The 26,139-nt window shown below is 63.1% G+C and carries 23 protein-coding genes and 1 pseudogene; 10 read left to right on the forward strand and 14 right to left on the reverse strand.

Going from position 1 to position 26,139, the window contains the following annotated elements; translation table 11 throughout:
* Positions 1-26 precede the first annotated feature (26 nt).
* Complete coding sequence (locus tag J3D60_RS08035) at positions 27-3,098, reverse strand: error-prone DNA polymerase (RefSeq protein WP_253490809.1); 3,072 nt, start codon at positions 3,096-3,098, stop codon at positions 27-29.
* 26 nt (positions 3,099-3,124) lie between these two features.
* Between J3D60_RS08035 and J3D60_RS08040 the strand changes: the two are divergent.
* Positions 3,125-3,211 (forward strand): annotated as a pseudogene (locus J3D60_RS08040) (outer membrane lipoprotein carrier protein LolA); the annotation flags it as partial.
* A gap of 16 nt (positions 3,212-3,227) precedes the next feature.
* On the opposite strand, the gene J3D60_RS08045 reads toward J3D60_RS08040, so the two are convergent.
* From J3D60_RS08045 to J3D60_RS08060, 4 genes are all read right to left on the reverse strand, one after another.
* A complete protein-coding gene (locus J3D60_RS08045; protein WP_253490811.1) occupies positions 3,228-4,643 on the reverse strand; it encodes a DNA polymerase Y family protein in 1,416 nt (471 codons plus the stop codon).
* A 7-nt stretch (positions 4,644-4,650) separates the two neighbouring features.
* Complete coding sequence (gene imuA / locus J3D60_RS08050; RefSeq protein ID WP_253490813.1) at positions 4,651-5,265, reverse strand: translesion DNA synthesis-associated protein ImuA; 615 nt, start codon at positions 5,263-5,265, stop codon at positions 4,651-4,653.
* Positions 5,265-5,882 (reverse strand): transcriptional repressor LexA, encoded by a 618-nt coding sequence (gene lexA, locus J3D60_RS08055; protein WP_253490815.1) that lies wholly within the window; start codon positions 5,880-5,882, stop codon positions 5,265-5,267. The genes imuA and lexA overlap by 1 nt, the downstream gene beginning before the upstream one ends.
* 93 nt (positions 5,883-5,975) lie before the next feature.
* A complete protein-coding gene (locus J3D60_RS08060; protein ID WP_027608660.1) occupies positions 5,976-6,884 on the reverse strand; it encodes a LysR family transcriptional regulator in 909 nt (302 codons plus the stop codon).
* A 204-nt stretch (positions 6,885-7,088) separates the two neighbouring features.
* On the opposite strand from J3D60_RS08060, the gene J3D60_RS08065 reads away from it, so the two are divergent.
* Together J3D60_RS08065 and J3D60_RS08070 are read left to right on the forward strand one after the other, a co-directional pair.
* Positions 7,089-7,487, forward strand: coding sequence for a helix-turn-helix domain-containing protein (locus tag J3D60_RS08065; protein ID WP_027608661.1), 399 nt, complete (start codon positions 7,089-7,091; stop codon positions 7,485-7,487).
* A gap of 58 nt (positions 7,488-7,545) precedes the next feature.
* Positions 7,546-10,308, forward strand: coding sequence for a winged helix-turn-helix domain-containing protein (locus tag J3D60_RS08070; RefSeq protein ID WP_065941951.1), 2,763 nt, complete (start codon positions 7,546-7,548; stop codon positions 10,306-10,308).
* Here J3D60_RS08070 and J3D60_RS08075 read toward each other — a convergent pair.
* Positions 10,255-11,778, reverse strand: a complete 1,524-nt coding sequence (locus tag J3D60_RS08075) for a winged helix-turn-helix domain-containing protein (protein WP_253490817.1) — start codon at positions 11,776-11,778, stop codon at positions 10,255-10,257. The genes J3D60_RS08070 and J3D60_RS08075 overlap by 54 nt on opposite strands.
* Before the next feature lie 95 nt (positions 11,779-11,873).
* Positions 11,874-12,824 (reverse strand): GlxA family transcriptional regulator, encoded by a 951-nt coding sequence (locus J3D60_RS08080; protein ID WP_065941949.1) that lies wholly within the window; start codon positions 12,822-12,824, stop codon positions 11,874-11,876.
* Between the two features lie 181 nt (positions 12,825-13,005).
* On the opposite strand from J3D60_RS08080, the gene J3D60_RS08085 reads away from it, so the two are divergent.
* The 7 genes from J3D60_RS08085 to J3D60_RS08115 all read left to right on the forward strand — a co-directional run bounded on the left by J3D60_RS08085 (position 13,006) and on the right by J3D60_RS08115 (position 18,948).
* Positions 13,006-13,728: a pirin family protein gene (locus J3D60_RS08085; RefSeq protein WP_027608665.1), complete on the forward strand. Its 723-nt coding sequence runs from the start codon at positions 13,006-13,008 to the stop codon at positions 13,726-13,728.
* Between the two features lie 145 nt (positions 13,729-13,873).
* Entirely contained in the window at positions 13,874-14,299 is a 426-nt protein-coding gene (locus J3D60_RS08090) for a hypothetical protein (protein ID WP_253490819.1), read from the forward strand.
* A gap of 175 nt (positions 14,300-14,474) precedes the next feature.
* The gene (locus tag J3D60_RS08095) at positions 14,475-15,017 is read left to right on the forward strand and encodes a thioesterase family protein (protein ID WP_065941947.1); all 543 of its coding nucleotides are present in this window, start codon (positions 14,475-14,477) and stop codon (positions 15,015-15,017) included.
* Positions 15,018-15,313: 296 nt separating this feature from the next.
* Entirely contained in the window at positions 15,314-16,042 is a 729-nt protein-coding gene (locus tag J3D60_RS08100) for a winged helix-turn-helix domain-containing protein (RefSeq protein ID WP_115488234.1), read from the forward strand.
* Positions 16,035-16,727: a hypothetical protein gene (locus J3D60_RS08105; protein WP_065941945.1), complete on the forward strand. Its 693-nt coding sequence runs from the start codon at positions 16,035-16,037 to the stop codon at positions 16,725-16,727. The genes J3D60_RS08100 and J3D60_RS08105 overlap by 8 nt, the downstream gene beginning before the upstream one ends.
* A gap of 32 nt (positions 16,728-16,759) precedes the next feature.
* The gene (locus tag J3D60_RS08110; protein WP_065941944.1) at positions 16,760-17,332 is read left to right on the forward strand and encodes a winged helix-turn-helix domain-containing protein; all 573 of its coding nucleotides are present in this window, start codon (positions 16,760-16,762) and stop codon (positions 17,330-17,332) included.
* A 224-nt stretch (positions 17,333-17,556) separates the two neighbouring features.
* Positions 17,557-18,948: an undecaprenyl-phosphate glucose phosphotransferase gene (locus J3D60_RS08115; protein WP_065941943.1), complete on the forward strand. Its 1,392-nt coding sequence runs from the start codon at positions 17,557-17,559 to the stop codon at positions 18,946-18,948.
* Positions 18,949-19,123: 175 nt separating this feature from the next.
* On the opposite strand, the gene J3D60_RS08120 is transcribed toward J3D60_RS08115, so the two are convergent.
* The 7 genes from J3D60_RS08120 to J3D60_RS08150 all read right to left on the reverse strand — a co-directional run bounded on the left by J3D60_RS08120 (position 19,124) and on the right by J3D60_RS08150 (position 26,135).
* Positions 19,124-21,199, reverse strand: a complete 2,076-nt coding sequence (locus tag J3D60_RS08120) for a YjbH domain-containing protein (RefSeq protein ID WP_253490821.1) — start codon at positions 21,197-21,199, stop codon at positions 19,124-19,126.
* Entirely contained in the window at positions 21,196-21,963 is a 768-nt protein-coding gene (locus J3D60_RS08125; protein ID WP_253490823.1) for a capsule biosynthesis GfcC family protein, read from the reverse strand. Before J3D60_RS08125 ends, J3D60_RS08120 begins: the two co-directional genes overlap by 4 nt.
* Positions 21,960-22,613 (reverse strand): YjbF family lipoprotein, encoded by a 654-nt coding sequence (locus J3D60_RS08130; protein ID WP_253490825.1) that lies wholly within the window; start codon positions 22,611-22,613, stop codon positions 21,960-21,962. The genes J3D60_RS08125 and J3D60_RS08130 overlap by 4 nt, the downstream gene beginning before the upstream one ends.
* A 12-nt stretch (positions 22,614-22,625) precedes the next feature.
* On the reverse strand, positions 22,626-23,738 hold the full coding sequence (locus J3D60_RS08135; protein WP_083236516.1) for a polysaccharide biosynthesis/export family protein: 1,113 nt from the start codon (positions 23,736-23,738) through the stop codon (positions 22,626-22,628).
* A gap of 87 nt (positions 23,739-23,825) precedes the next feature.
* Positions 23,826-24,065, reverse strand: coding sequence for a hypothetical protein (locus J3D60_RS08140; RefSeq protein ID WP_065941939.1), 240 nt, complete (start codon positions 24,063-24,065; stop codon positions 23,826-23,828).
* Between the two features lie 178 nt (positions 24,066-24,243).
* Positions 24,244-25,653, reverse strand: a complete 1,410-nt coding sequence (locus tag J3D60_RS08145; protein WP_065941938.1) for a mannose-1-phosphate guanylyltransferase/mannose-6-phosphate isomerase — start codon at positions 25,651-25,653, stop codon at positions 24,244-24,246.
* A 23-nt stretch (positions 25,654-25,676) separates the two neighbouring features.
* Entirely contained in the window at positions 25,677-26,135 is a 459-nt protein-coding gene (locus tag J3D60_RS08150; protein ID WP_253490827.1) for a GDP-mannose mannosyl hydrolase, read from the reverse strand.
* Positions 26,136-26,139 lie beyond the last annotated feature (4 nt).

Genomic DNA, 26,139 nt, shown 5'->3' on the forward strand with positions numbered 1-26,139 from the left:
GCTAATCACCGCCAACGCTACCCGCCTCAGTGAAAATCCCGGCTGCGCACCGTGATGCCGTCCAGCAGCGGCGTCAGGTCGGTCAGGCGCCCGGCGATCAGGTGTCGCACCTCGCCCACCGCCTCCCAACGCCCGTCCACCTTGAGCAGGCGCGAACCCACCAAGGCCTGGCGCTGGCGTTCGGCCAGGTCGCGCCAGACCACCACGTTGAGGTTGCCGAATTCATCTTCGAGGGTGACAAAGGTCACGCCACTGGCCGTGCCGGGACGCTGGCGACCGGTGACCAGCCCGGCGACGCTGACAGAGCGCCCATGCTCCACCGCCTGCAGTTCATTCGAGCTGCGGCAACGCCGCTTACGCAACTCGGCGCGCAGCAGCGCCAATGGGTGCGGGCCAAGGGTGGTGCCAAGCATGGCGTAGTCGGCGTGCAGATCCTCGCCCACCGTCGGTTTCGGCAGTTCCACCCGCGCCTCATCGGGGCTGGGCAGGCCGGCGAACAAGCCAAGCTGCTTATGCACCCCTGCCACGGCCCAGCGCGCCGTATGCCGGTTGCCGGCCAGGGCACGCAAGGCCCCGGCATCCGCCAGCAACGCCTGGGTGCGCGCATCCAGCCCGGCGCGGGCGTCCAGATCGGCAATATCCCTGAACGCCCGGCGCTGACGTGCGGCTTCGATGCGCCGCCCATCCTCTTCGCGAAACCCCGAGATCATGCGCAACCCCATGCGAATCGCCGGCTGCTGGCCATCGATGGGTTCCAGGCTGCAATCCCAGTCGCTGGCCTGCACATCCACCGGGCGGATCTGCAAGCGATGGCGCCGCGCATCCTGCAGGATCTGGTCCGGGCTGTAGAACCCCATGGGCCAGCTGTTGATCAACGCACAGGCGAAGGCCGCCGGCTCATGGCACTTGAGCCAGCAACTGGCGTAGGTCAGCAAGGCAAAACTGGCGGCGTGGGACTCGGGGAAACCATAGCTGCCGAAGCCCTTGATCTGTTCGAAGATCTGCGCGGCAAAAGCCTCGGTGTAGCCGTTTTTCAACATGCCGGTGCGCAGGCGTGCTTGATGCGGCTCCAGGCCACCGTGGCGTTTCCAGGCGGCCATGGAACGGCGCAACTGGTCGGCCTCGCCGGGGCTGTAGTCGGCGGCGACCATGGCGATCTGCATCACCTGTTCCTGGAACAGCGGGATGCCCAGGGTGCGTTTGAGCACCGCCTTCAGCTCCGGCGACGGATAGGTAGCAGGTTCTTCTTTGTTACGCCGGCGCAGATAGGGATGCACCATGCCACCCTGGATCGGCCCGGGGCGCACGATGGCCACCTCGATCACCAGGTCGTAGAATTTTTGCGGCCGCAATCTGGGCAACATCGACATCTGCGCCCGCGACTCGATCTGGAACACGCCGATGGTGTCGGCCTTGCTGATCATCGCGTAGGTGGCCGGATCTTCCTTGGGGATCGTCGCTAGCGACAGGTCACGGCCACGATGGCGGCGCAGCAGATCGAAACAGCGGCGGATCGCGCTGAGCATGCCCAGGGCGAGGATATCCACCTTGAGCAGGCCCACGGCATCGAGGTCGTCCTTGTCCCACTGGATGATGGTGCGCTCGGCCATGGCGGCGTTTTCCACCGGCACCAGGGTATCCAGCGGGTATTCGGAAATCACGAAGCCCCCGGGGTGCTGGGACAAGTGCCGGGGAAAACCGATCAGTTGCTGGGTGAGTGTGAGCACGCGGCGCAGGATCGGGCTGTCCGGGTCGAAGCCGCCTTCGCGCAGGCGTTCCAGGGGCGGCGCATCGTCACTCCAGCGCCCGCAGCATTCGGCCAGCGCGTTGATCTGGTCCGGCGGCAAGCCGAGGGCCTTGGCCACATCGCGCACCGCACCGGCGGCGTGGTAACTGCTGACCACCGCCGTCAGCGCCGCGCGGGTACGGCCATAGCGCTGGAACACGTACTGCAGCACTTCTTCGCGACGTTCGTGCTCGAAGTCGACATCGATGTCCGGCGGCTCGTTGCGCTCCTCTGACAGGAAGCGCTCGAACAACGTACTCGTCAGGCTCGGGTCGATCTCGGTGATGCCCAGGGCAAAACACACCGCCGAGTTGGCTGCCGAACCCCGGCCCTGGCACAGGATCGACCGGCTGTGGGCGAAGCGCACGATGTCGTGCACCGTGAGGAAGTAGCTTTCGTAACCCAGTTTGCTGATCAGTGTCAGCTCGTGATGGATCTGCTGCAACGTCTTGGCATCGACCCCGTGAGGCCAGCGCCGGGCGATGCCTTCGTCGGTGACGGCGCGCAACCAGGATTCGGCATCGTGGCCCTCGGGCACCAGCTCGCGCGGGTAGTGATAGTGCAACTGGCCAAGATCGAAGTGACAGCGCTGGGCGATGGCCAGGGTTTCGTCGAGCAGCGCCTGCGGGTACAGCGTGGCCAGGGCGTCGAGGCTGCGCAGATGCCGCTCGCCGTTGGGGTGCAGGCGCGTGCCGGCGTCGGCCACCGGCACGTGATGGCGGATCGCGGTCATGGTGTCTTGCAGGGCGCGGCGGCCACGGGCATGCATATGCACATCGCCGCAGGCCACCGCCGGAATCTGCAGGCTGGCGGCCAGGTGCAGGCGTTGCTCCAGATGCCGCGCATCGTCCTGGCCGCAGTGCAGGTGCACCGCCAGCCACAGGCGTTCGACGAAGGTACGACGCAGCCATTGGATGGAGGCCTGGGTGTCGCTGTCTTCGGCGACCCACAGCGCCAGCAGGCCGGGCAACGGCTGCTCGAAGTCTTCCAGCAGCAGGCGGTAGCGACCTTTTTCAGCCCGGCGTCGGGCCACGGTGATCAAGCGGCACAGGTGCTGGTAGCCGCTGAGGTCCTGCACCAGCAGCACCAGTTTCGGGCCATTCTCGATGCGCACTTCGCTGCCGATAATCAGCGGCAAATCCACCGCCTTCGCGGCCTGCCAGGCCCGCACAATGCCGGACAACGTGCATTCATCGGTGATCGCCAAGGCGCTGTAGCCCTGGCGCTTGGCCCGTTCGAACAACTCCAGGGCGCTGGAAGCGCCGCGCTGAAAGCTGAAGTTGGACAGGCAGTGCAGCTCGGCATAACTCATGGCCACCGCCGCCTGTAGGAGCGAGCTTGCTCGCGAAGCGCGTTAACGATGACGCGGGAGCCCTGGGTCATCGCGGTGCCCTTGCGTTTTTCGCGAGCAAGCTCGCTCCTACAGAGGCCGGTTGCAGCCTCATGCGAACCAGCCTTGCAGCCATAGCCCGTCGTTTTGCCCCACGCTGCGATAGGCCCAGCCTTGCTGGCCGGCGCGGGTCTGGATCAGGTAGTAGTCGCGGCGAATATCGGCACCGTCCCACCAGCCGGATTCGATGCGCTCCGGGCCCATGAGGATCTGCACGCCCTGCTCGGCCAGCAAGGTCGGTTCGTCAAGCAACCAACCGGGACGCCGCACCTTGCTCACGGTGGCGCAGGGGCTTTTATCCGCCGCCATTTGCCAGGCGCATTCGGGGCGATGGTCGGCATGGAAGCGCAGGCCTTGCACCGCCTCATCCCCCAGGCGCGCACGCAGGCGTTCGCGCAGTTGTTCCCACGGCAGGGTCTGTTGCGGGCGATCGTCGAACAGGTCCTGGCGTTGCGGCACGAACACCGGCAGGTCCTGGGCCACCAGGCGAAAACCGCGCACCGGCGAGGTGACTTGCACGTGCTCCAGGCGCCCACGGGCCAGTTCGAACAGCATCGCCGGCTCACGCTCGGCGCTCAGCAGGCCGACCTTGATCACACTGTCCGGTGCATCGGCATGTTCCAGGTGCAGGTCGAAACGCTGCACGCCACTGTCACGGCCGCAGAGGAACGCGGAGAGGTCGCCGGTCAAACGGCGCAGGGGGAATAACAAGGCCTGGTGGGATTGCACATCGAAATTCAACTCGATGCGCACATCGAACTGGTCCGGCGGCTGATAGAACGCCAGGGCCAATGGCCGCTGCCCGGTCAAGGCATCGAGGTGCTTGAGCAGGCTGGCGTCAAAGCGCCGCGCCAGGGTGTGCCGGGGTAACGCCTGCACTTGGGCCAGGGTACGCAGGCCCATGCGCGACAACGCGGTAGCCGCATGCGGGTCGAGGCCGGCGCGGTCGATGGGCAATGGCGCCAGGGCCTGGAGCAACCCCTCCTCATCGGCCACGGCCAGGCCATCGTAGAGATTGGCCAGCACCCGCGCCGCCGCCGGGTTGGGGGCGGCGACGATACGGTGACGAAAGCCCAGCTCGGTCAACTCCTGACGCAGGCGTGCCTCGAACCGAGGCCAGGGCCCGAACAGGCCCAGGCTCGATTCGATCTCGAACAGCAAGGCACGCGGGTAATACACACTGACCTGGGAGCTGAAACGGTAGGCCCAGGCGGCGAGGAACTGCTGCCAGCGCTCGATCTCCACGGGGTCGTATTCGGCACTGGCAAAGGTCTTGGCCAGGGCATGGGCGGCCGTCAGCGATTGCCCCGGGCGCAGGCCCAATGCGCGGGCGGCGTCATTGACGGTTTGCAGCACGCGCCGCTGCGGCGTGCCGGCCAGCAGCGCCAGGGGTTGGTCGGGCTCGGGGTGCAGGCGCTGCACCCCGTCCAGCGCCAATTGCGGGAAGACAATACACACCCAGCGCATGGCAACCTCAGTGCCCCGCCAGTGCAATCGGCGTCGGATGAGCCAAGCCACCCCGGCACTTGAGCACCCGCACCCGGGCAGGTTTGGCCTCGACGGCCAGGCGCAGGGCGGCGGGCGAAGGGTTGATCGCTTCACTCAAGGCGCGCCAGGCAAACGCCAGGGTCTGCCCGGTTTCCGCGGCCACCTGCAAGCGACGCAAGGCGCGGTCATCCGCCTTGTGCGGCCAGCACAGCACCGCGCCGCAACTGCCGGAGCGCAGGCATTGTTCCACCGCCCACAGCACATCGCGCGCCTCGGCCTGTACCACCGACAGCTGGCGCAAATCCACCCCGGCGTTCTGCCACGCGTGGGGGTACGGGGTGTAGGGCGGCGCCACCAGCACAATGCGCTCCCCCGCCGCCGATAACCGCGCCAGGGTCGGCAGCACCAGTTGCAGTTCGCCGATACCGTCCTTGGCCATCAGGATTTCGCTCAAGGCCGACTCCGGCCAGCCGCCCGTGGGCAGCACCGCATCCAGCGCCGCCAGCCCCGTAGGCTGCACGCTGGCCGGAGGCGCGACAGGCCGGCCTTTCCAGACGCGGCCGCCATTGAACAGCGTATCCAGTGCAACCACGGCACCCATCAGCCTTGCCTCACCAGGCCGCAGAACACCCCTTCGATGGCCAGGTCCTGGTCGGGGCCGACCACGATAGGTTCGTATGCGGGGTTACGCGGCAGCAGACGCACACGCTCGCCACTGCGCTCGAAACGCTTGATGGTGACTTCACCGTCCAGGCGCGCCACCACAATCTGCCCGTTCACGGCTTCGGCACTGCGGCGCACGCCCACCAGGTCGCCGTCGAGGATGCCGTCCTCGATCATCGAATCGCCTTGCACTCGCAACAGATAATCCGGGGTTTTCGCGAAAGTGGCGGGGTCGAGTTGCAGGCGGCTGTGCACGTCGGCATCCGCGCCGATGGGCCGGCCGGCTGCCACTCGGCCGAGCACCGGGACATCCAGCCACTCCAGGCGCGGGGGCTGGTTGAGCAAACGAATGCCGCGCGCCTGGTTGGGGTTGACCTCGATGAAGCCGGCTTCGGCCAGGGCCACGACGTGCTTGCGCGCGACGCTGCGGGAGGCAAAGCCGAACGCCTCGGCGATCTCGGCGAGGCTGGGGGGTTGGCCTTGCTGCGCGATACGGTCGCGGATGAAGGTCAGGATGGCGGTGCGGCGGGGGGTCAGGGTCGTCATGGAGTACATTTGTACTCCTCTGGGAAATTTCTTACAAGAGCCGGTAGTCGGGGTTGGAGGGGTATGCAGATCGAACTGAGGGAGGCCCAGAAGCCGCCAAGCTCATCCCCCTCCCGCCATATGCTGCGCAATCCTGCCCCTCAACCACCGCTCCGCCGGGTCATTGTCATGCACCCCGCTCCACACCATCGACAACTCCGCCGCGTCGATCGCAAACGGCGGATCCTCTGCCCGCAGCGCCGTGCCCTCGGTCAACGCACACGCCGCATAGTCGGGCACCGTGGCAATAATCTGCGTACCGGCCAGCAGCGCCCGCAGCCCACTGAATTGCGGTACCGCCAGCACCACCCGCCGGGCACGGCCGATACGGGCCAGGTCCAGGTCGATATTGCCGCTCAAGTCCCCCGAGAACGACACCATCGCATGGGGCCGTGCGCAATAGTCGTCGAGGGTCAGCGGTTCGACGCCGTCATCCCCGCGCAGCACCTTGCAGGGAATGTCCCGCAGTTTCCTGCGCTTGGCATTCGCCGGCAGTTCAGTGGTGTAGCTCACGCCCACCGAGATCTCGCCACTGGCCAGTAACGCGGACATCAGCAGGTAATTGGCGCGGCGTACCACCACGATAATGCCCGGGGCTTCTTCGCGCAGTTGGCTGAGCAACGGCGGGAACAGGCCGAACTCGGCGTCGTCGGACAGGCCGATGCGGAACACCGCACAGCTGGTGGAAGGGTCGAAATCCTTGGCGCGGCTGACTGCGCCTGAAATGGTGTCCATGGCCGGTTGCAGCTCCTTGAGTATCGCCACGGCACGTGGCGTGGGCTCCATGCCCCGGCCGTTGCGCAGCAGCAACGGGTCGTCGAACAAATCTCGCAGCCGACCCAGGGCCGCACTCACCGCCGGTTGGCCCATGAAGAGCTTTTCGGCAACCCGAGTCAGGTTCTTCTCGAACATCAGCGCTTCGAAAATCACCAACAGGTTCATGTCGACGCGGCGCAGGTCATTGCGGTTCATGGCGGTATCCAAACGGTTAGCAGGCTCCCAGCTAAGCAGGCAGGACACTGCCTGGATTGCATGCCTGTGCTGTCTTTTCCGTGACCGAACCTGGCGAAATTAACAACGATTAACTCGCCAGCCAGCCGGTGCGGCGCCAAAAATGAGCCGGTCTACACTGCATCCATTCACCGGGAACGCTCCCATCGACTGCGGATATCCGTCATGGCCCGACCTGCGTATTGTGCTCCTCGCTTATCCGCCACCGGCGGCCTGTGCCCCCGGCGCGAACGAATCGCCAAGCAATTGATCCTCGCCAACCTCGGTGAAAGCCTGGCGATTGCCGACCTGGCCCAGGCCTGCGCCCTGTCGCGCAGCCATTTTTCCCGCGCGTTCAAGTGCACCACCGGGCTGTCGCCCCAGGAATGGATACGCCAGCAACGCATCCAGCGGGCCAAGGAGTTGATCACCGGTTCCTCCTTGAGCCTCACGCAAATCAGCCTGGAGTGCGGGTTTTGCGACCAGGCGCATTTCTGCCATATGTTCACGCGCAGCGAGGGCGTCAACCCGATGACCTGGCGAAATCACCAACTGCGTCACAAGCCTCGGGAGATCGCTGCCTAGTGGTCGGCACGCACCTGGAATATGCTGGCCGCTTACTTTTCCCAGAGCATGGCCACCCATGAGTGACCCACGCGACCAGGCCGTGCATTTCGGTCCTTACCGCATCCACCCGCGCCAGCGCCTGGTGCTGGAGGCCGGTCGCCCATTGCGCTTGGGACGGCGAGCCGTGGACATCCTGCTGATCCTGCTGGAGCAGGCCGGCACGGTGGTGAGCAAGCAGGAACTGATCGCCCGGGTCTGGCCCAAGAGCGTGGTGGAAGACGGCAACCTGCGGGTGCATATGGCGGCGCTGCGCAAGGCCCTGGGCGATGGCCAGGCCGGGCAGCGCTATATCGTTACGGTGGCCCAGCGTGGCTACAGTTTTGTGGCGCCACTGAGCATCGAGCCGATGAGCCTACCGACCGAAGGCGCCCCCCAACGCCCGAGCCACAACCTGCCGCTGCGACGCACGCGCATGCTTGGCCGCCAGGCCCTGATCGACAGCCTGGTACAGCAGCTGCCCGAGCAACGCTTTATCACCCTGACCGGCGCCGGCGGCATCGGCAAGACCACCGTCGCGTTGCGCGTTGCGGAATTGTTGATCGGACATTACCGCGACGGTATTCGCCTGCTGGACCTGGCACCTCTCAGCGCGCCGTCGATGATCCTGCCCAATCTCGCCGCGCTCCTCGACCTCACCCACACCGAGCATGAACCGTTGCCCGTGTTTGCACGCCGCCTGCAGGAGCACCAGCTGCTGCTGGTGATCGACAACTGCGAACACCTGCTGGACGACATCGCGCTGATCAGCGAGGCCCTGCTGCGCCACGCGCCCCAATTGCACATCCTCGCCACCAGCCGCGAGGCCTTGCGCGCCGAGGGCGAGTCGGTGCAGCGCCTGGAACCCCTGGCCTGCCCGCCCGCCACCGGCAACCGCGCCCAGGCCCTGGGTTATCCGGCCCTGCAACTGCTGATCGAGCGGGCCATGTCCCATCAGGACAGCTTCGAACTGAGCGAAGCCGAACTGCCCCTGGCCATTGATATCTGCCAACGCCTGGACGGCATCCCCCTGGCAATCGAGTTGGTGGCCGCGCAGATCGAGCGCTTCGGCCTGCCCGGCCTGCTGGTGCAGATGGAAGACAACTTCCGCCTGCTCACCCGTGGCCGACGCAGCGCCCTGCCCCGCCATCAAACCTTGCGTGCCACCCTGGACTGGAGCTTCGAATTGCTCACCGGCTGCGAGCAAATCTGCCTGCGTCGCCTGGCGGTGTTCCGCGGTGGTTTCAGCCTGGCCAGTGCGGCGGCGGTGATCGCCGGGCAACAGGTTGCGCCGGCCGAGGTGCTGGGTTCGATCACCCAGCTGGTGGCGAAATCCCTGCTCACGGTGGAGGCCGGGGATGACGAGGTGGTCTACCGCCTGCTGGACATCACCCGCACCTATGCCCTGGAAAAACTCAGCGTCGCCAATGAACTCGATGCCACCCGTGAACACCACGCCAAGCGCTGCCTGGTGCTGATGAACCAGGCGCAGGACGATTGGGAACAGACCGCCACCCAAACCTGGATCGACCGCTATGCCCCGCTGCGCGAAGACATTCGTGCCGCCCTCGACTGGGGCCTGGGCGACCAGGGTGCGCACCTGCTGGGCATTCGTCTCACCGTCAGCGCCATGCCGTTGTGGCAGGAGCTGTCGCTGCTGCGCGAACACGGCCTGTACGTGGGCAAGGCCCTGGCGCGACTGGGGCAATCGAGCACGCCGAGCCCGCACTTGAACATGGCCTTGCAGTTGGCCTTCGGCAGTTTTTCCTATCACACCCAGGGCGGTACGCCGCAGACCATCGAAGCCTTTGCCCTTGCGCGGCGCCTGGCCGAAGCCGACAGCAACCTGGTTGGCCAACTGCGCGCGGTGTCGGGGCAAATGGCGGTCAGCCTGTGCGGCGGCAACTACCGCGAGGCCCTGGAGCAAAGCCTGCATTTCGACCGGTTGGGGCCGCAGGCCGAGCCGTTGCTGGCCCTCAGCGCCCAACGCCTGAGGGTGCTGGCGCAGCACTTCGCCGGCAACCAGGTGCTGGCGCAGCAGAATGCCGAACAGGTGATCCAGCGCATGGCCCAGAGCGGCCATCTCAACCGGTTTACCCACGGCTTTGGCGTGCAGTACGACCAGAGCGTGGCCTCGTTGACCATCCTCGCGCGCATCCTGTGGCTGCGCGGTTTTCCCGAGCGTGCGTGGCGCACCGCCAGCCAGGCGCTGGAGCTGGCGTTGCAGATCAACCACGGCACGTCGATTTGCTACACCCTGGCCCTGGCCGGGGTGGTCATCGCCCATTGCAACGGCGACACCCTCACGGCCCGCGACCGTTTGGACCTCCTCCTGCAACAGGCGCAAAAGCATTCGGTGCAGTTGTTCCACACCTGGGCGCAATGCTACGAAGGCACGGCGCAGATCGCCGATATGCAGGGATTGGGGCTGGTCGCAGACATCCTGGTGACCTTCAACGCCCGTGCAGTGGATGAGGCCTTGTTCGAACGCGCCCGGAGCGGTGCGGCCGGCTGGTGCAGCCCGGAAATCCTGCGCGTGCGCGCCGAGGCCATGGCCGATCCCCAAGGGGCTGAGGCGCTGCTGCTCGAAGCCCTGGAGTTGGCACACCAGCAAGGCGCGCTGGCCTGGGAGCTGCGCTGTGCAGACTCGTTGGCGCGGCTGTGGCAACAGCAGGGTCGTGTGCAGGCCGCCCGCGACCTGCTGGGTTCGGTCTACGCGCGATTCAGCGAAGGCTTCGCCACCCAGGATCTAGTCCGCGTACGCCGCCTGCTCGACGAGCTGCAGGACAAACGGCCGGCCTGAGAACGTCCCCAGGTAATGCCCATAGCCCTGCTGCAAACGCGCCACCTGCTGCGGGTTGCGCAGGAGTGCCAGGCCATAGCTGCGCGTGCTGTTGAGCAGACGATAGCGTGGATAACCCGGACCGGGTTCGAGGCTCAACAGCGAGGTGCCGACCAGCCGCCCGAGCAGGTACGACAAATCGGCGTGCTCCAGCTCGGTGCCGGCCACCAGCTTACCCAGGGTGGGCAAGGTCACGGCCATCTTGAACAGGCTCAGTTGCAGGAACAGCCAGCGCTCCGGCAGGCTCAGGCGCTCGTAGGTCCAGTCCAGGGCGGCGGTCAGGGATTGATGGCGCTCCACCGCAGTGCGGCGGCCCCGGGTCAGTACCTGCACTCCACTGTGCAACTGCGCCTGTAGACCGCGCACGCCCAGCGCGTCCACTTGGGCGGCCGCCAGTTCAAGGGCCAGGGGAATACCGTCGAGGCGCCGGCAGATGTCCCGCAACGGCGCCAGGTCCTGTCGGCGCAACACAAAGCCCTGTTGGCCGGCACACGCCCGGGCGACGAACAGTTGCACGGCGGGGAACGCCATCGCCTGTTCAACACTGCCCAGCGCCGACGGTGCCGGTACGCCCAGCGGGGGGACGCGCAGCACCCATTCGCCTGGGGCCTGTAACGCTTCGCGACTGCTGACCAGCACGCTGACCTGGGGCGCATTTTCGCGCAGCGCCCACAAAAGATGGCGACAGGCACCGAGCAGCAGGTCGGCACCGTCGAGTACCAGCAGCAATTGCCGGGAGACCAACTGGCGGCACAACTCAGTGACACTCCCGCTGGGTTCCAGGTGCAGGATCGTGGCCAGGTGGCGCAGCATCATCAGCGGCGCCTCCACCGTGGCCAGGTCGACCCACCACACACCGTCGCGGTAGCGCGGCAACACGCGCTCGGCCAGGGCCAGGGCCAAGGTGCTCTTGCCCACGCCGGCGCAACCGGTCAGGGTCATCAGGCGCTGCCCGGACACACGCCGCACCAGCACGCCCAGCAGTTCATCGCGACCGATCAGCGGGCTGAGCCGGGGGGCAAGGTTATGCCGGGGCAGCACCGCGGCAGCCGCGACCCGCACGGGGGCGGCGAAGCAGTAACCGCGCTGGGGGTCATTGATAATCAAGCGTTGCCCGTCAAGGGCACGGCGCAGTGCAGCGATGTGCACCCGCAGGTTGTTCTCTTCCACCACGCTGCACGGCCAGACCCGCTCGATCAGGGTGGCCTTGCTGATAAATTGCCCTGGCGACTCCAGCAGCACCGCCAGAATATCCAATGCCCGCCCGCCCAGCGGCACCGGCCAACCCGCCTTGCTCACCAGTCGCTGCTGCCGATGAAAGGCATAGTCACCGAAGCGCACCGTGCTATCCGCGTCAATCGCCTGAGGCATATTCATGTCTGCAATCGCGCTGAAACACCCGGTCTTGGGCGTCCGCGCATCCTTTTCCATGGGCTCGACGTTATCTTGCCAGCTACCGGTGACAGGGCAATGCTGGCACGGGGAGCGATACGGACAATCGGGTGCGTGAGACGGACATCCTGTCGTTAACTGAACTGCTGGCGATATTGGGTCGGGTTGAGGCCGAGTTTTTCACTGAATAGAAAGCGCATGTGCCGCACGCTGCCGAAGCCTGCGTGGAACGCCACGGTCTTGAGCGGCAGGTCGGTGGTTTCCAGCAGTTGCCGGGCGCGGTCGATGCGCGCGCCCTGCAGGAAGGCCATGGGCGTCATCTGTACGTCCTTGGCGAACAACCGGGCAAAGTGGCGCGGGCTCATGCCGGCCAGTTCGGCCATGGACTCGATGGTGAAGGGCTGGTCCAGATGGGCGAGCACATGGTTCTGCACGCGGGTGATCGCGGTTTCCTGGGGTGCCACGGACGCGGTCATCGGGCTGAACTGGGCCTGGCCGCCCTGGCGCTTCATCACCACCAGCAGCACCTTGGCCACATCCACCGCCACTTGCTTGCCATGGTCCTGGGCGACGATCGACAGCGCCAGGTCGATACCGGCGGTGACCCCGCCCGAGGTAATCAACCGCCCGTCCTGCAGGTAGATGCGATCCGTCTCGACGATGGCCTTGGGGAAGGCCTTGATCAGGCGCTCGGTGTAGTGCCAGTGGGTGGTCACGCGGCGTTCGTCGAGCAGCCCGGCGTGGCCCAGCACAAAGGCGCCGGTGCAGATCGAGCCGAAGCGCCGCGCCCGTGGCGCCGCCGCCTTGAGCCAGGGCAGCAGCGCCGGATGGCATTCGTTATAGGCACCCGGGCCACCGGGCACCAGCAGCAGGTCATAAGCCGCCTGGGCCTGGTCCAGCAGCAGGTCGGCCTGGACCAGCACCCCATTGGAGGCGCGCAACGGCCCGGGCTCGGTGCCCAGGGTGAGGATCTGGTAATGCTCCGCCGCCGGCAGGTAGCGGTTGGCAATGGAAAACACTTCGAGCGGCCCGGCCATGTCAAGCAGGAGGAAGTCCGGGAACAGCGCCATGGCCACGGTTTTCATACGGGAAGCATCCATCGAGGGTAAGAAAGCGAAAGGCATTATGGCATGCCCTTCACTGTCAATCTCAAGGAGACAGTTATTCAGATTTCATCTTCTTAATGAATATTTCGGTTACCAGTAACCTTCTTCTCAACGCAAGCGCCCTGCATCTCGCAGCCCGCGCTCACTTGAGGACAAGACCATGCTGACCCTTCGCAAAGCTTCCGAACGCGGCGCCGCCAATCACGGTTGGTTGAAGTCGTTCCACACCTTCTCGTTCGCCAACTATTGGAACCCCGATGAACAGGGTTTTTCCGACCTGCTGGTGATCAACGACGACCGCGTCGCGGCCGGCAAAGGCTTCGGCCAGCACCCGCACCGCGACATGGAGATTTTCTCCTATGTGCTTGAAGGCGCCCTGGAACACAAGGACACCCTGGGCACCGGTTCGGTGATCCGCCCCGGCGATGTGCAACTGATGAGCGCCGGCAGCGGCGTAGCCCACAGCGAGTTCAACCACAGCCAGACCCGTGGCGTGCACTTCCTGCAAATCTGGATCGTACCCGCCGTGGCCGGTGCCGAACCGCGCTATCAACAGGAACACTTCAGCGCGGCGCAGAAACAAGGGCGCCTGCAACTGATCATCTCGCCGGACGGCAGCGACGGCTCCCTGACCGTGCGCCAGGACGCCAGGGTGTACGCCGGGCTGTTCAACGGCGACGAAGCCGCGACCCTCGACCTGCCGCCGGATCGCCACGTGTATATCCATGTGGCTCGGGGCAGCGTGGACATCAACGGCCAGCGCTTGCAGGAAGGCGACGGTGCCCGAGTGCGCGATGAGCGGCAAATCCGCCTGAGCCAGGGCCAGGATGCCGAGGTGCTGGTGTTCGACCTGCGCCCCCAGGAACGGCCACAGATGCCGTGACCGGCGCGGCGATGGCCCTTTGAAACGGGCCATCGCTGGCATCGATAGTCACCATCAGCCCAATGAAGTTCTCTTAAAAAATGCAACGCGTAACATCAAACCCATACCCGGCAACACCCAACTAAAACACTTGGAGCACACCCTCATGAAACGCCAAATCTTGCTTAGCCTCGCTTTCTCGGTACTCGCTGCAAACGCATTTGCCCACCCTGTCGTTGCTGAAGGCGGCGCGGATCGCCTGATCGAAAATCGTGTTGCCGAAGGCGGGGCTGACCGTCTGCAAGGCAATCGTGTAGCCGAAGACGGTGCCGATCGCCTGCAAGGCAATCGTGTAGCCGAAGGCGGTGCCGATCGCTTGCAGGAACGTGGTCTGGCCGAAGGCGGTGCCGACCGTCTGCAGGAACGTGGCCTGGCCGAAGGCGGTGCCGACCGTCTGCAGGAACGTGGCCTGGCTGAAGGCGGTGCCGACCGTCTGCAGGAACGTGGCCTGGCCGAAGGCGGTGCCGACCGTCTGCAGGAGCGTGGCCTGGCCGAAGGCGGTGCCGATCGCCTGCTGGACAACCACGCTTGATACCGCAGCGTTTGCGAGATCCCCAAACCGGCCTGATCAGCCGGTTTTTTTTCGTCTGCATCATCAGAGAAGTCACCGAATTGCGCTTTCCTGCGCAAATAAGTCATTTACGGACCTACCATGGTCGACTCCAGGTCCTTAAAGTGCTGCCACTGAGCAATTGACGGGCGTACTTATGAATCTCTGGTTGCGTTTGCTGTACATGCTCTGCCGCCGCCCATGGCGAACCCCCGCCCACGGCCTGGCCACCACGGTGGTGCGCATGCGGGTGTGGCCCCTGGACCTGGATATCAACCGGCATGTCACCAATGGCCGGTACTTTTCACTGGCGGATGTCGCGCGCATGGATTTCGTCTTGCGTACCGGTGCCTTTCGCGTCGCACTGCGCCACAAGGCCCTGCCCATCGTGGGCGACACCTGGGGCAAGTTTCGACGGGAGTTGAAGCTGTTCGAGGTGTTCGAGGTGCACACCCGCATGCTGGGCTGGGACGCGAAGTGGAGCCTGATGGAACACCGTTTTATCAGTCGCGGTCGCGTAGTCGGCGTGGTGGTGATGCGTGGGCTGTTCCGCTCGGCCAAGGGCACTTTGCCTCCGGGTGAGTTCGTGCGGGAACTGGGTCTGGACGAGGCATCACCGCCGATGCCGCAATGGTTGATCGACTGGGCGCAGAGTTGCGATGACATGAGCGTGCAGTTGCGGGAAGAGGAATTGACCTGAGGATGCCAGCGTCCCAGCCCCTGTTAGCGCCGCATAAATGGGCAAGGCTTAAACCCCGCCCCGCTCAAAAAATCGTTAGGGCTAAAATACTTACCGCGCATTACAAATTTGCACTAGCCTATGTGTAAGTTCAGGTAAAGATCCTCGAAACAACCGCCTCCCCCCTCGCTTCGCCATCAAAAATAACGTGATGAATGTTAAAATTTGTCACGTTTGAGCGTATTCAATTCGATTAGTATCTAAATGCTAGCGGCGATTGAACTGATGGCCTTGCATGCCAGAAAAGGGAGTAGGTGATGCATTTTTCCAATGTCCTCGCTATTGCACGGACCCCATCGAAGTCGGAGGACTTTCGGGCGCTGATAGTTCGCACTGTACCGAATGATTTAAAAATCGATACACGATGCTACGGGCAACTAACCGAGTCCCTGGAAAGTCATAAGCATTACCGCGCCATTATTATAGAAATTGATACACCCTCTGCCAGCAATCAGACCCTGGACATTATCAGAAAGACCCGCAGCGATAATCCGGGCTGCACGATATTCGTTGTCGTGACCTTTGCCTCCACACTGAGCAAGACAAAATATTATCTGGCCGGTGCTGACTATTGCATCAAAGCGCTGGAAACCTCAGCCGAAAAAGAACTAAGCCTGTTTGATGCTTTTTTGAGTGAAAGCGCTCGACTGAAACGTTGTGGCCTGGTGCTGGATCAGGATCGCATGTGCATCTATGGCGACGGTAAAAAGCTGGAAATATCCTTCGTCGAGATGAAAGTTCTCGAAGCCCTTATTCAGAACAGACTGCTGAGTCACAATGAAATTGCGGCGGTCATGGGGCTTAACACCAAGTACTACGACTCCAGGGCACTGGAAAAGTCTATCAGTCGACTGCGCAGTAAGATCAAGGCGCACTACGGCGACAATATCATCCAGAACATCCGCGGCTACGGCTACAAACTCAGCAGCGGTCTTATTTGCGCCAGCCATTTCCAACGTTCCAGGGAGCGGTCGGACCGTGAATAACGAGCAACTATCACCCGCATACACGGTGGACTTCACACTGGCCCGGCAGGCCATCGTCGAGCGTACGCATGCTCTATGGGGCAGCGAAATCAGCGTAGTGGGCAGCGGCCACCGCGAGCAACTCGAGGTTGCTTACCGTGAGGCGCTGCAACGCAGCCACCCACGCCACAAAGCCCTCCAGCAGGTGGGCCACCGGCTTGTGAATATAGATCAGGCTGCCTTGATGAAGGAGCCTCTGGTCAAGGACATCATTGCAGCCGCCCACCTCCTGAAAACCCACGGCCAGACCTTGACACTCAGCCTCCATAACCCGCTGGGCGCACTCCCGGATCCTGCAGAGCGCCGAGGCATGGTGCGCCAACTGTATAAGCTCAAAGACCAGGGTTGTATCAAGCTGGCCTACAGTGGCTACACACTCGATACAACACGTGGCGACCTGTTGATCGAGCTGGACCTCTACGACTACATAAAAATGCCTTTCCCCGACTCCGCCCTCCGGCTGAGCCTGAACACGCGGTCGGGCCTGTTCGATCGGCTCTACGACCACATGCTTGAGCTGATCAATGCCACGGGGGTGCGTTTCATTGCCGACCATGTCGAGTTTTGCGACAGCGCAATGTTGGCTAAAAACCTGCCATTCAAATACTTTCAGGGCGGGTATTACGCCCCAGCTGATCGCTTATAAAAACCTGCCTCTCACTGATCTCGGTGGACACTATGAGCTCCCTCAAGAAATACGCCTTCACTCCGACACTCCCGGCTATCGCACTGCAGGACTTCACCCCCAGTGCAGAGACGTTCCACTACGATTTGAACGCGCTGGCGACGCACTCCATCACCTTGCTCTCACACCCTTTTAACGCCGCGCGGCAAGAAGCAAGAATGCCTACGCCCAAGACTGCCGACGACCCGGGGGATCCCCACTCTCGTTCCATGGACATCGGCCTGGAAAGAACTCAACTGTATCCCCAGGATTTCTGGTTACTTACCCAGCATGACCGAACGCTGGTCAAAGGCGGCCTGCGCATTTCGCTGACCGCCATTGAGTCGGCCTTGATTAAAAAGATGCTGAACCACGAAGACCGTGTGGTCAGCAAAGAAGAACTGATCCGTAATATCGGGCGCGAGCCGGAATACTATCGCGGCTTGGAGATGTGCTTGAGTCGCCTGCAGGAAAAGTTCAAGCGGGCCAACGAAGGCGAACGTTTATTTCGCGCCGTCAGAAATCGCGGTTATTGCCTGACACAGAAAATCAAGAAGCCATTAGAGCCGACCCAAGCGCGCCGCTAAAATAATAAATACATCAGACCTTATCACGCACCCTGCCTACTACCACCCTCTTCTACCTGCCTTTTTATAACATCAGCGCCATAACAACATCCTTGCGACCTTGTTATAAGTCGTCAGCCACTGCCCCCCGCCGTTCATTACTATCCAAGGGTACGCGCGTGCGCGTGCCCGCCTGTTGATTAAACCCTGCCACCACGTGCGTGGTCACCACCGGGAGCAGAACTATGTTGAACAATACTAGAATGCATCGCAACCTGACCCCCAAGGGTTTAACGTTTTGGGGCCAGTGGACATTGGCATCGGGATTGGTGGTTACAGCGTTATTCATGTTGGTCTTTTTAAAGACCGGCCAACTTGAATACAACTACCGAGCGCTGGCCGCATTTACCATATTGGCATCTCTTCCGGCGTATAGCCTGTGTGACGTCTACAGTAAAAAAGATGACTACGGCGTGGGCCTGGGACGACTGTTCATGGGCTGGCTGCTGACCGTCGCAATAGTGTTTATCGTGGGCATGGCGTGCAATGCAAGTTCATTATTTCCTTGGGAAACCTTATTACTCTGGGCGGCAATCAGTTATCCGTTACTGGCCCTGTGCTATATCCCTTTACATAGCCTGTCCCGGTATTACCACCGCCAACTTCACGAGCGCCAAAAGTCATTGATCGTGGGTACCGGCAAGCTTGCCGTGGACCTGGCCAGAACCCTCTCCCGTCAAAAGCGTTCGCCCCTGGTGGGGCTCGTCGGCAACCCTGCCGGCGCCGCGGAGGGTGCGCAATCGCAGATCCTGGGCGAGCTGCCGCAACTGCCCCAATTGATCCGGCAACACGGTATCCGTCGGCTCTACATCACCCATTCATTGCAGGACGCCACCCACATTGAGGCGTTGTACCTCAACCTGCTGGAGATCAGCGTGGATGTAATCTGGGTGCCCGACCTCAATAACATGCTGCTGCTCAACCATTGCGTGGCCGAAGTGGATGGGCTGCCGGCGATCTACCTCAACGAAAGCCCGCTGACCAGCCGTCCCACCGCGGCGCTGAGCAAGTCGCTGCTGGACAAGAGCCTGGCTGCTCTGGCGATCATCGTGCTGAGCCCGTTGCTGCTGCTGGTCGCCCTGCTGATCAAGCTGACCTCCCCCGGCCCGGTGATCTTCAAGCAGGACCGCCACGGCTGGAATGGCGAGGTGATCAAGGTGTGGAAATTCCGCTCCATGCGTGTGCATGACGACCATGAGGTACGCCAGGCCAGTCGCAACGATTCACGCATTACGCCGGTGGGCCGGTTTATCCGGCGCACCTCCATCGACGAATTGCCGCAGCTGTTCAACGTGCTGCAAGGGCACATGGCCCTGGTCGGCCCACGCCCCCATGCGATTGCACACAACGACTACTACTCGGGGAAAATCCGCGCCTACATGGCCCGCCACCGGATCAAACCCGGCATCACCGGCCTGGCACAGGTCAATGGCTGCCGGGGCGAGACCGAGACCCTGGAGAAGATGCAACAGCGCGTCGACATCGACCTGCGCTACATCAACACCTGGTCGCTGTGGCTGGACATCAAGATCCTGCTGAAGACGCCGTTTACGCTGCTGTCCAAGGACATCTACTGATAGCCGGCAATCAATACAGTTCAAATGTGGGAGGGGCTGCGTGGCAGCCCCAAAACCAGGCCCAGAGGAGTGCCTGATACACCGCATTCGTCTTCATCAGGGGCGCTTCGCCCCCCTACGCGGGACAAGCCCGCTCACCACAAAGGTCCCAGTTTGCTGCGCGACAACGCTAGGTCTATTCAGTGATCTTGTCGATGTTCTTGTAGAACAGCTCACTGTCGCGCCCATCGGTCATCGAATGCAGTGAGTAGGCGCGGTTCAAGCGTGCGCCGCCATCGCGGGTCAGCGGCGCCCATACCAGGTTGGCGCGCCGCATCGTCGACAGGCTCATCAACTCATCGAACGGAATGGACAGGTACAGGCCTTTGTCGAAGCTGCCTTCGCCGTACTCTGCGCTGGATGCAGTGGTGCGGGTGATCCACGCGCCAATCCGCACACCATTGTTGAATTCCCGCGACAGGTCCAGGGTCGCGCCCCAGTCCCTGGCCAGGTAGCGCCCCACACTCAAGGCGCCCTGAATGTTGAACGGCAGATCGGTGTAGCCGGTGATATGCCCGGTGACGGTGCGGTAATCGCGCAAGCTGAAATCCTGCTCGAAACCGCGCTGGCGCACGTAGTTCAGGTCGGCCCCCAACGCCCAGCGCTGGCCCATCGGACGGTACAGCACTTCACTGCCGACACCGGCGTACATCGACTCCAGCAAACCACCGTAGACCATGCCGTAGAGGTCCTGGTCCAACTGCTGCGCATGGTTGAGCTGGAAGGTCGGCAGGGTCACATCGGAGGAGGTCATGTACCGGCGCAGGTCGGTCCGCACCCGGGGCAAGCCACTGGGCGCATCGTAGGTAAATCCGTCGTAGTTGTTCAGCAGGTTGACGCTGAGCAGGCCGCTCCACCAGGTAGTGCGGGTGAAACGATACTCGCCGTCAAGGTCGGCGGACACCTGGTAGAGCAAGCCATCCGGCCCGCCGACGTTCTGCTTGTAGCCCAGCCCCACACCATAGGTGAAGGGTTTGGGCGGCTGGGTGTACAGCACTGTCTGGCTGCGGTTGCTGGCACGATTGACCTCGACCTGGCGATGCAGGTTCTGCAGGTCCTCGCGGTGGCTGACCACCTCGCGAAAGGTCTCGCGCGGCACGCTGGTTTCTTCGATCGGCATGGCGTAGCGCTCGCTCACCAGGGTGAACCAATCGATCTGGTCATTCACGCTGTTATCGAGAATCCGACTGGCGCGGCCCACCGCCTTGGCGCTGTAGAAATAGCGCTGCTGTTCGCCGTACACCAACAACTCCGGCCCGCGCTGGGTAATGCGCTGCACATTGTAGCCGGCATTGTCATGCAGGCGCCGGGATACGGCGGCCCAATCCACCTGGTCCATCGGCGTGGTCGGGGCCTTGGCAGGCAACTTGGGGGCCGGCGGGTCGTAGGTTTTTACCGGGGCCTTGCGGCTGACGAAATTGGTGTGCAGGGTGATGCCGAACATGGCGGTGTTGCCACGTTCCCAGGCGGCACTCACATCGATGGAGTCGGCCAGCTTGTAGACCAGGCCCAGGTTGATGGGCGAGTCCTGGCGCTGGTTGTTGTCGCGGGGTTCGTTCTGATAGTCGTTGCCCTCGTATTCCAACTTGAGGCTCAGCGGCGCCCAGGGTGTCTGATAGGCAATCCCGCCGAACAACGCGGGCCGGCCGCGAAAGTAGCCGTTGGAAAAACTGCCGGAGCCTTCGGCGGTGGGCCGCTGGTTGAAACGATCATCCAAGGCGCCCAACGGGTTGCCGAAATCACCGCGACTGCCCAGGTACCCCCAGGCGATGCCGGCACTGAAATCCACGTCACCGTAGCGCTTGTTGGCCACCAGGTACTCGCTGGAAAACAACCCGGTGCCACCCAGGTCCATGAACCCCAGCGCCACCTCGGGCAGCCAGTGGCTTTCCTGATACAGGCGCACTTTGGCGTCGACCGCCTTGTCCTTATAGCTCTGGCCGCCGCTGAAGGACTCGGCGCCATAGGGGCGGTTGGTGATCGCAGTGTAGCGAAAGGTGCCCTCCAGCCAGTCCAGGGGTTGCGCCGAAAAACTGTAGCGGCTGTAGGGTTCGGTGCGGTTGGCATTCACGCTGAGTTCGCCGGCGGGCGCCATGCGGGCGGTGGGGGTTTGCAGCAGCCCGACGCCGCCGAAATCGCTTTGGGTGTAACGGGGATCGCCATGGGTGACGCCACAGGGCACCAGCAGCACGGCTGCAATACATAATTTCAAGGCGTGACCTCGGCCAGGGGTTGGGTGGCAAGAAACTCGGCCAGTTGCTGATTGAGCTCAGGGGTGGGCGGGTCCAGGTCGTCGCTGCGGATCGGCACCAGCAACGTACTGCCCGGCGCGGGAGGCGTGCCCTCCTCGCGATTCCATGCCGCGATACCCAGGCGCGTGACATGGCCGTCGGGCTGGATCAGCCACAGGTAATCGCGGTCCGCTTCCGCCAGGGCCGGACAGGCGTGGAGGTAATCGAGGGGCCGCTGCAGCGCCTGGAATGCCAACGTGCAGGCCGCGGCGACGGCCCCCACGACACGCACGCTGTCCGGCCTCGGCGGATAAACCAGGCGGTCGCCCTCACTGACCAGCGGGTTCGGCGCAAAGCCGACTTCCACCGCCACCGGATCCAGCATCGCCTGTTGGCGGCCGGTCACCGGCAAGGCCTGCACCTGTTGATAGAGCCGAGCCGCCGCATGCGCGCGACCTTCGCGACCGGCCGCCAACGCCGCACGCTGCAGGGTTTGCAGGTCAAACAGCACACCGGCCTTGAGCCGTGCCTGCTGTGCCAGCAAGGGTTGGCGCAGCCAGGCCGCACCGAGCCAATAGCCCTGGGCATCCGGTTGCGACGCCGTGATCACATCCAGCAAGCGCGCCTCGGGCGCCAAGGGGATCGGCCCCGGATTGCGCACCTCGCCACTGACGGTCATCGCCGCCTGGGACACACTGGCGCCACTGCACAACAGCACCAGCGCGGCCAATTTTCGCAGCATCATGGGGCATCCTTGCGAGTCGGTTGCAGCTGAGTAATGGTGAGCGTCAGGTCGGGCGTCAGGTGCTGCTCGCTCTGCACGATAAAACCGTCGGTGGGGTCGACCCAGTAACGGTTACGCGCGTGAAAGCCGGGGGCCTCGATGTCTTCATCCACCCGCAGCAAGGCATAGGATTTGTCGAGAATCTCGACGCTCTCCAACCCATGGCGCGTCATGCGGCTGTTGACCGTAACGCCCAGGCGATAGCCGTCCACCACGTCGATCTGGCGCGTGCTGCGATAGCCGTCCGGGACACGATGCAACCCTTGCTGGAACGGTGACCGGCCCTGCCAGCGCGTGCCATCCAGGTCAGTGCCCAGGCCCACCGTGCGCACCACCAGACCATCGCGCAGTAGCAGCACCTGTTTGCCGGACGCCACCCAGAACTGCAGGTCGTCACGCTGGCGGATCAACGCCATTACCCCTGCGCCGGACACCGTGGTGACCTTGATCTGGGGGAACGGCACCGCATCCACCTGGGCCTGGCTCAACACCAGCGGCGGCGGGCCGCCGACGGCAGCCTTGAAGGTATCCAGCGAGGCCTGCATCAGCGGATTGCAGCCAGCCAACAGCCACGCCAACCCCGCGTACGTACCGATTTTCAGACTGTTCACGCAGGTACCACCCTATCGGCTGCTGGCTTCGCTCAGGTTGTTCTGGGTGGATGCACCAATGCCGATGATCGACGCGGACGGCACCAGTTGGCTGATAAAGCGGTTCCAGCGCGTGATATTCGCCGGGCCGACAAACACCACGTCCTGGGGCTGCACATCAAAACGCGTGGCCAGGGCCATGGCCGAAGGGGAGCCGGCTTCCAGCTGGAACACCTTGGCCGGTTCCACATCAATGTTCTGCGCGCCGCGAATCACGTAGATGGCATCGGCGTTGGAGGTGTTCTGGTTGACCCCGCCCACTGAACCCAGCACGTCGGAGAGGTTCATGCTGCGGGTCTTGAAACTCAGCGCGCGGGGTTGCATCACCTCGCCCATCACGTAGATGCGCTTGCGGTCGTTGTAGGCCAGGTACAGCTGGTCGCCGTCCTTCAGGTAAATGTCATTCAGGCGCGACTGCTCAAGGTTGAGCGTGTCGAGGTCCAGGGTGTAGCGCTTGCCGCCACGGGTGAGGGTGAGGTTCGACAGGTCGGCGTTGATCGGGTCGATCCCGGCGGCGCCAAGGGCCTCGCTGACGTTCATGGCAATGGTGGTCAGGGGCACCGGCCCGGCCTTGATCACCGCGCCGCTGATCACCACTTTCTGGCTGGCAAAACGCAACACGCTGACATCCACCTGGGGGCTGTCGATGTACTGGCGCAGCTTGTCGGTGATCTCGCTGCGCAGCGCTTCAATGCTGCGACCCTTGGCAACCACCTCGCCCACGTAGGGGTAAAACAGGTTGCCCTCGGGGCTGACCAGGCGACCGTTGGCATCGATCTGCTGCTGCGGGCCGGACGGCGCGGTAAGTTCGGGGTGATCCCACACCGTGATATACAACGCATCATTGGCGCCGATCAAATACGGCCCGGGTTTATAACTCAATAGTTCTGCGGGGATGGAATAAGGCACATGACTTGCCGCGTCCATGGCCAATAACTTTGGGGTAATCGGAATTAAATCCACGCGACTGTTTTCAGGCCCGCCCTCTTCGGTCAGGGAGGCCGTGTCCATAGATTGACCCGGGGCAAACATGCAGCCTTGCAATAATGCAGCGGCCACGGCTGCAATAGAAAAAATACGCATCATAGTGCTAGGACACTCGCGATAGACGACAAGAAAAAAAGACCACTTGGGCGGGGATTCCAAGCGGTCTTAAAAGCGGAAGGTGTACGACTAGTTGCTGGTACCCGTAGTGCCGGTGGTGCCGGTAGTACCCGTGGTGGTGCCGCCATTGGAGCTGCCGCCGCTGTTGGAAACAGCGGCAACACCGGCAACCAGGGCAGCGCCGACCAACAACGATTGCCCCACCGTAACGGTTCCGGCCACTGTGGTATCAAGCCCCAACGGTAACTCGTCGGCCATCGCCGAAGTACTCAAGACACTGAGTACCAGAATAGCCAGTGATTTTCTCATTTCAGACTCCTTATCATCAGTGAGCAGGCAAACCGATAGTGCCATTCAACTAAACAGCACACCAGACAGATAATATTCAACCGACTTAGTTGAAAATAACGTTTTCCCGGCAAGCCCCGGCCTTCAATGCATTGCGCCCGGCGAAGTTATTAAAAACGTTATTAATTGTCGGAAAACCTCAGGCCCTGCCGTACTTGTCTTCGAAGCGCACAATATCGTCTTCGCCCAGATAAGAGCCCGACTGCACTTCGATCAACTCCAGCGGGATCACCCCCGGGTTTTCCAGGGCGTGCACCTGGCCGATGGGGATATAGGTCGACTGGTTTTCCGACACCAGGTAAGTCTGTTCGCCATTGGTCACCCGCGCCGTACCGCTGACCACAATCCAGTGCTCGGCGCGATGGTGGTGCATCTGCACCGACAACTTGGCCCCCGGTTTCACCGTGATGCGCTTGACCTGATAGCGCTGGCCGTTGTCCACCGAGTCGTACATGCCCCATGGCCGATACACCTCGCGGTGGTTGAGATGCTCATGGCGCCCGGCCTGCTTGAGCAGGTCGACGATGGCCTTGACCTGCTGCACCTGGTCCTTGTGGGCCACCAATACCGCGTCCTTGGTCTCGACAATGATCAGGTCCTGCACCCCAACCGTGGCCACCAGCCGACTGTCGGCGTGGACGTAGGTGTCTCGGGTGTCCAGGCTCAGCCCGTCGCCGCGTATCACATTGCCGCTGGCATCTTTTTCGCTGGCCTCCCACAGCGCCGACCACGAGCCGATATCACTCCAGCCGGCCTGCAACGGCACCATCACCGCGTCATGGGTGTTTTCCATCACCGCGTAATCGATGGAATCGTCCGGGCACGCGGCAAAGGTCGCGGCATGCACGCGGGTGAAGGGTTGATCCTGGCTGCCGCCCTCCAGCGCCACGCGACAGGCCTCGAGGATGGCCGGCTGGAAGCGCTCCAGCTCCTCCAGGTACCGGCTGGCGCGGAACATGAACATGCCGCTGTTCCAGTAATACCCGCCGCTGGCCAGGTACGCCGCAGCGGTGGCGGCGTCCGGCTTCTCCACAAAGCGCTTGACCCGATAACCGCCCTCGCCCGCCGCCGCGCCTTGTTCGATATAGCCGTAGCCGGTATGGGCACTGGTGGGCGTGATGCCGAAGGTCACCAACTTGCCTTCACGGGCCAGCGGCAGCGCCACTTCCAGGCTGGCATGAAACGCCGGGACGTCTTCGATCAAATGGTCTGCCGCCAGCACCAGCAGGATCGGGTCCTGGTGCTCGGCCAGCGCCTTGCACGCCGCCAGCGCGATGGCCGGCGCCGTGTTGCGCCCCACCGGCTCCAACAGGATGCTGGCCTGCTCCATGCCCAACTGGCGCAATTGCTCGGCCACCAGGAAGCGATGCTGCTCATTGCAGATCAACTGCGGCAGCGCGACGTTGGCGCCTTCCAGCCGCGTGATGGTCTGCTGCAGCATCGACAGGTGCGCGTCGGTCAGGCGCAGGAACTGCTTGGGGTTCAGTTGCCGCGAAAGCGGCCACAGGCGCGACCCCGAACCGCCTGCCATGATCACCGGTAACAACATGAGAGCGTCCTCGGGAGAGAGAGTCAGAAATAGGCGCGAGTGTGTTCGTGCACCCGCGGGCTGATGCGCAGTTCATCTGCGGACCACCAGCGGTAATGCTGGTGTTGCTCCGTGGGCGGCTGCAGGGTCTGGCCTTCGCCCAGGTCCAGGCAATAGCCGAGCACCACGTAATGGGTGTCCGGCCCGGCCCCGGCGTTGGCGAACACGCTGTCGTCGTAGAAGTGCTCGTACACCCCCAGCAGCCGTGCCTCGGCGCGCTCGAACGGGTGTCCCAGTTCGTCGCGGGTGATGCGCCGGAAAGCGTTGTCGAGGTGTTCGTTTTTCTGGATACGCCCGCCGGGCACGAACCAGAAACCATAAGCCGGCCGATTGACGCGCAGGCCCAGCAGGACCTCGCCACGGGTGTTTCTCACCACCAGGTCGATCGCCACCAGCGGCGTCGATGCCACGACCGTATTGAAGGTCGGTAAATCAAGCCACATACCC

It is taken from the genome of Pseudomonas sp. S3E17, assembly GCF_024168685.1.
Lineage (GTDB): Bacteria > Pseudomonadota > Gammaproteobacteria > Pseudomonadales > Pseudomonadaceae > Aquipseudomonas > Aquipseudomonas marginalis.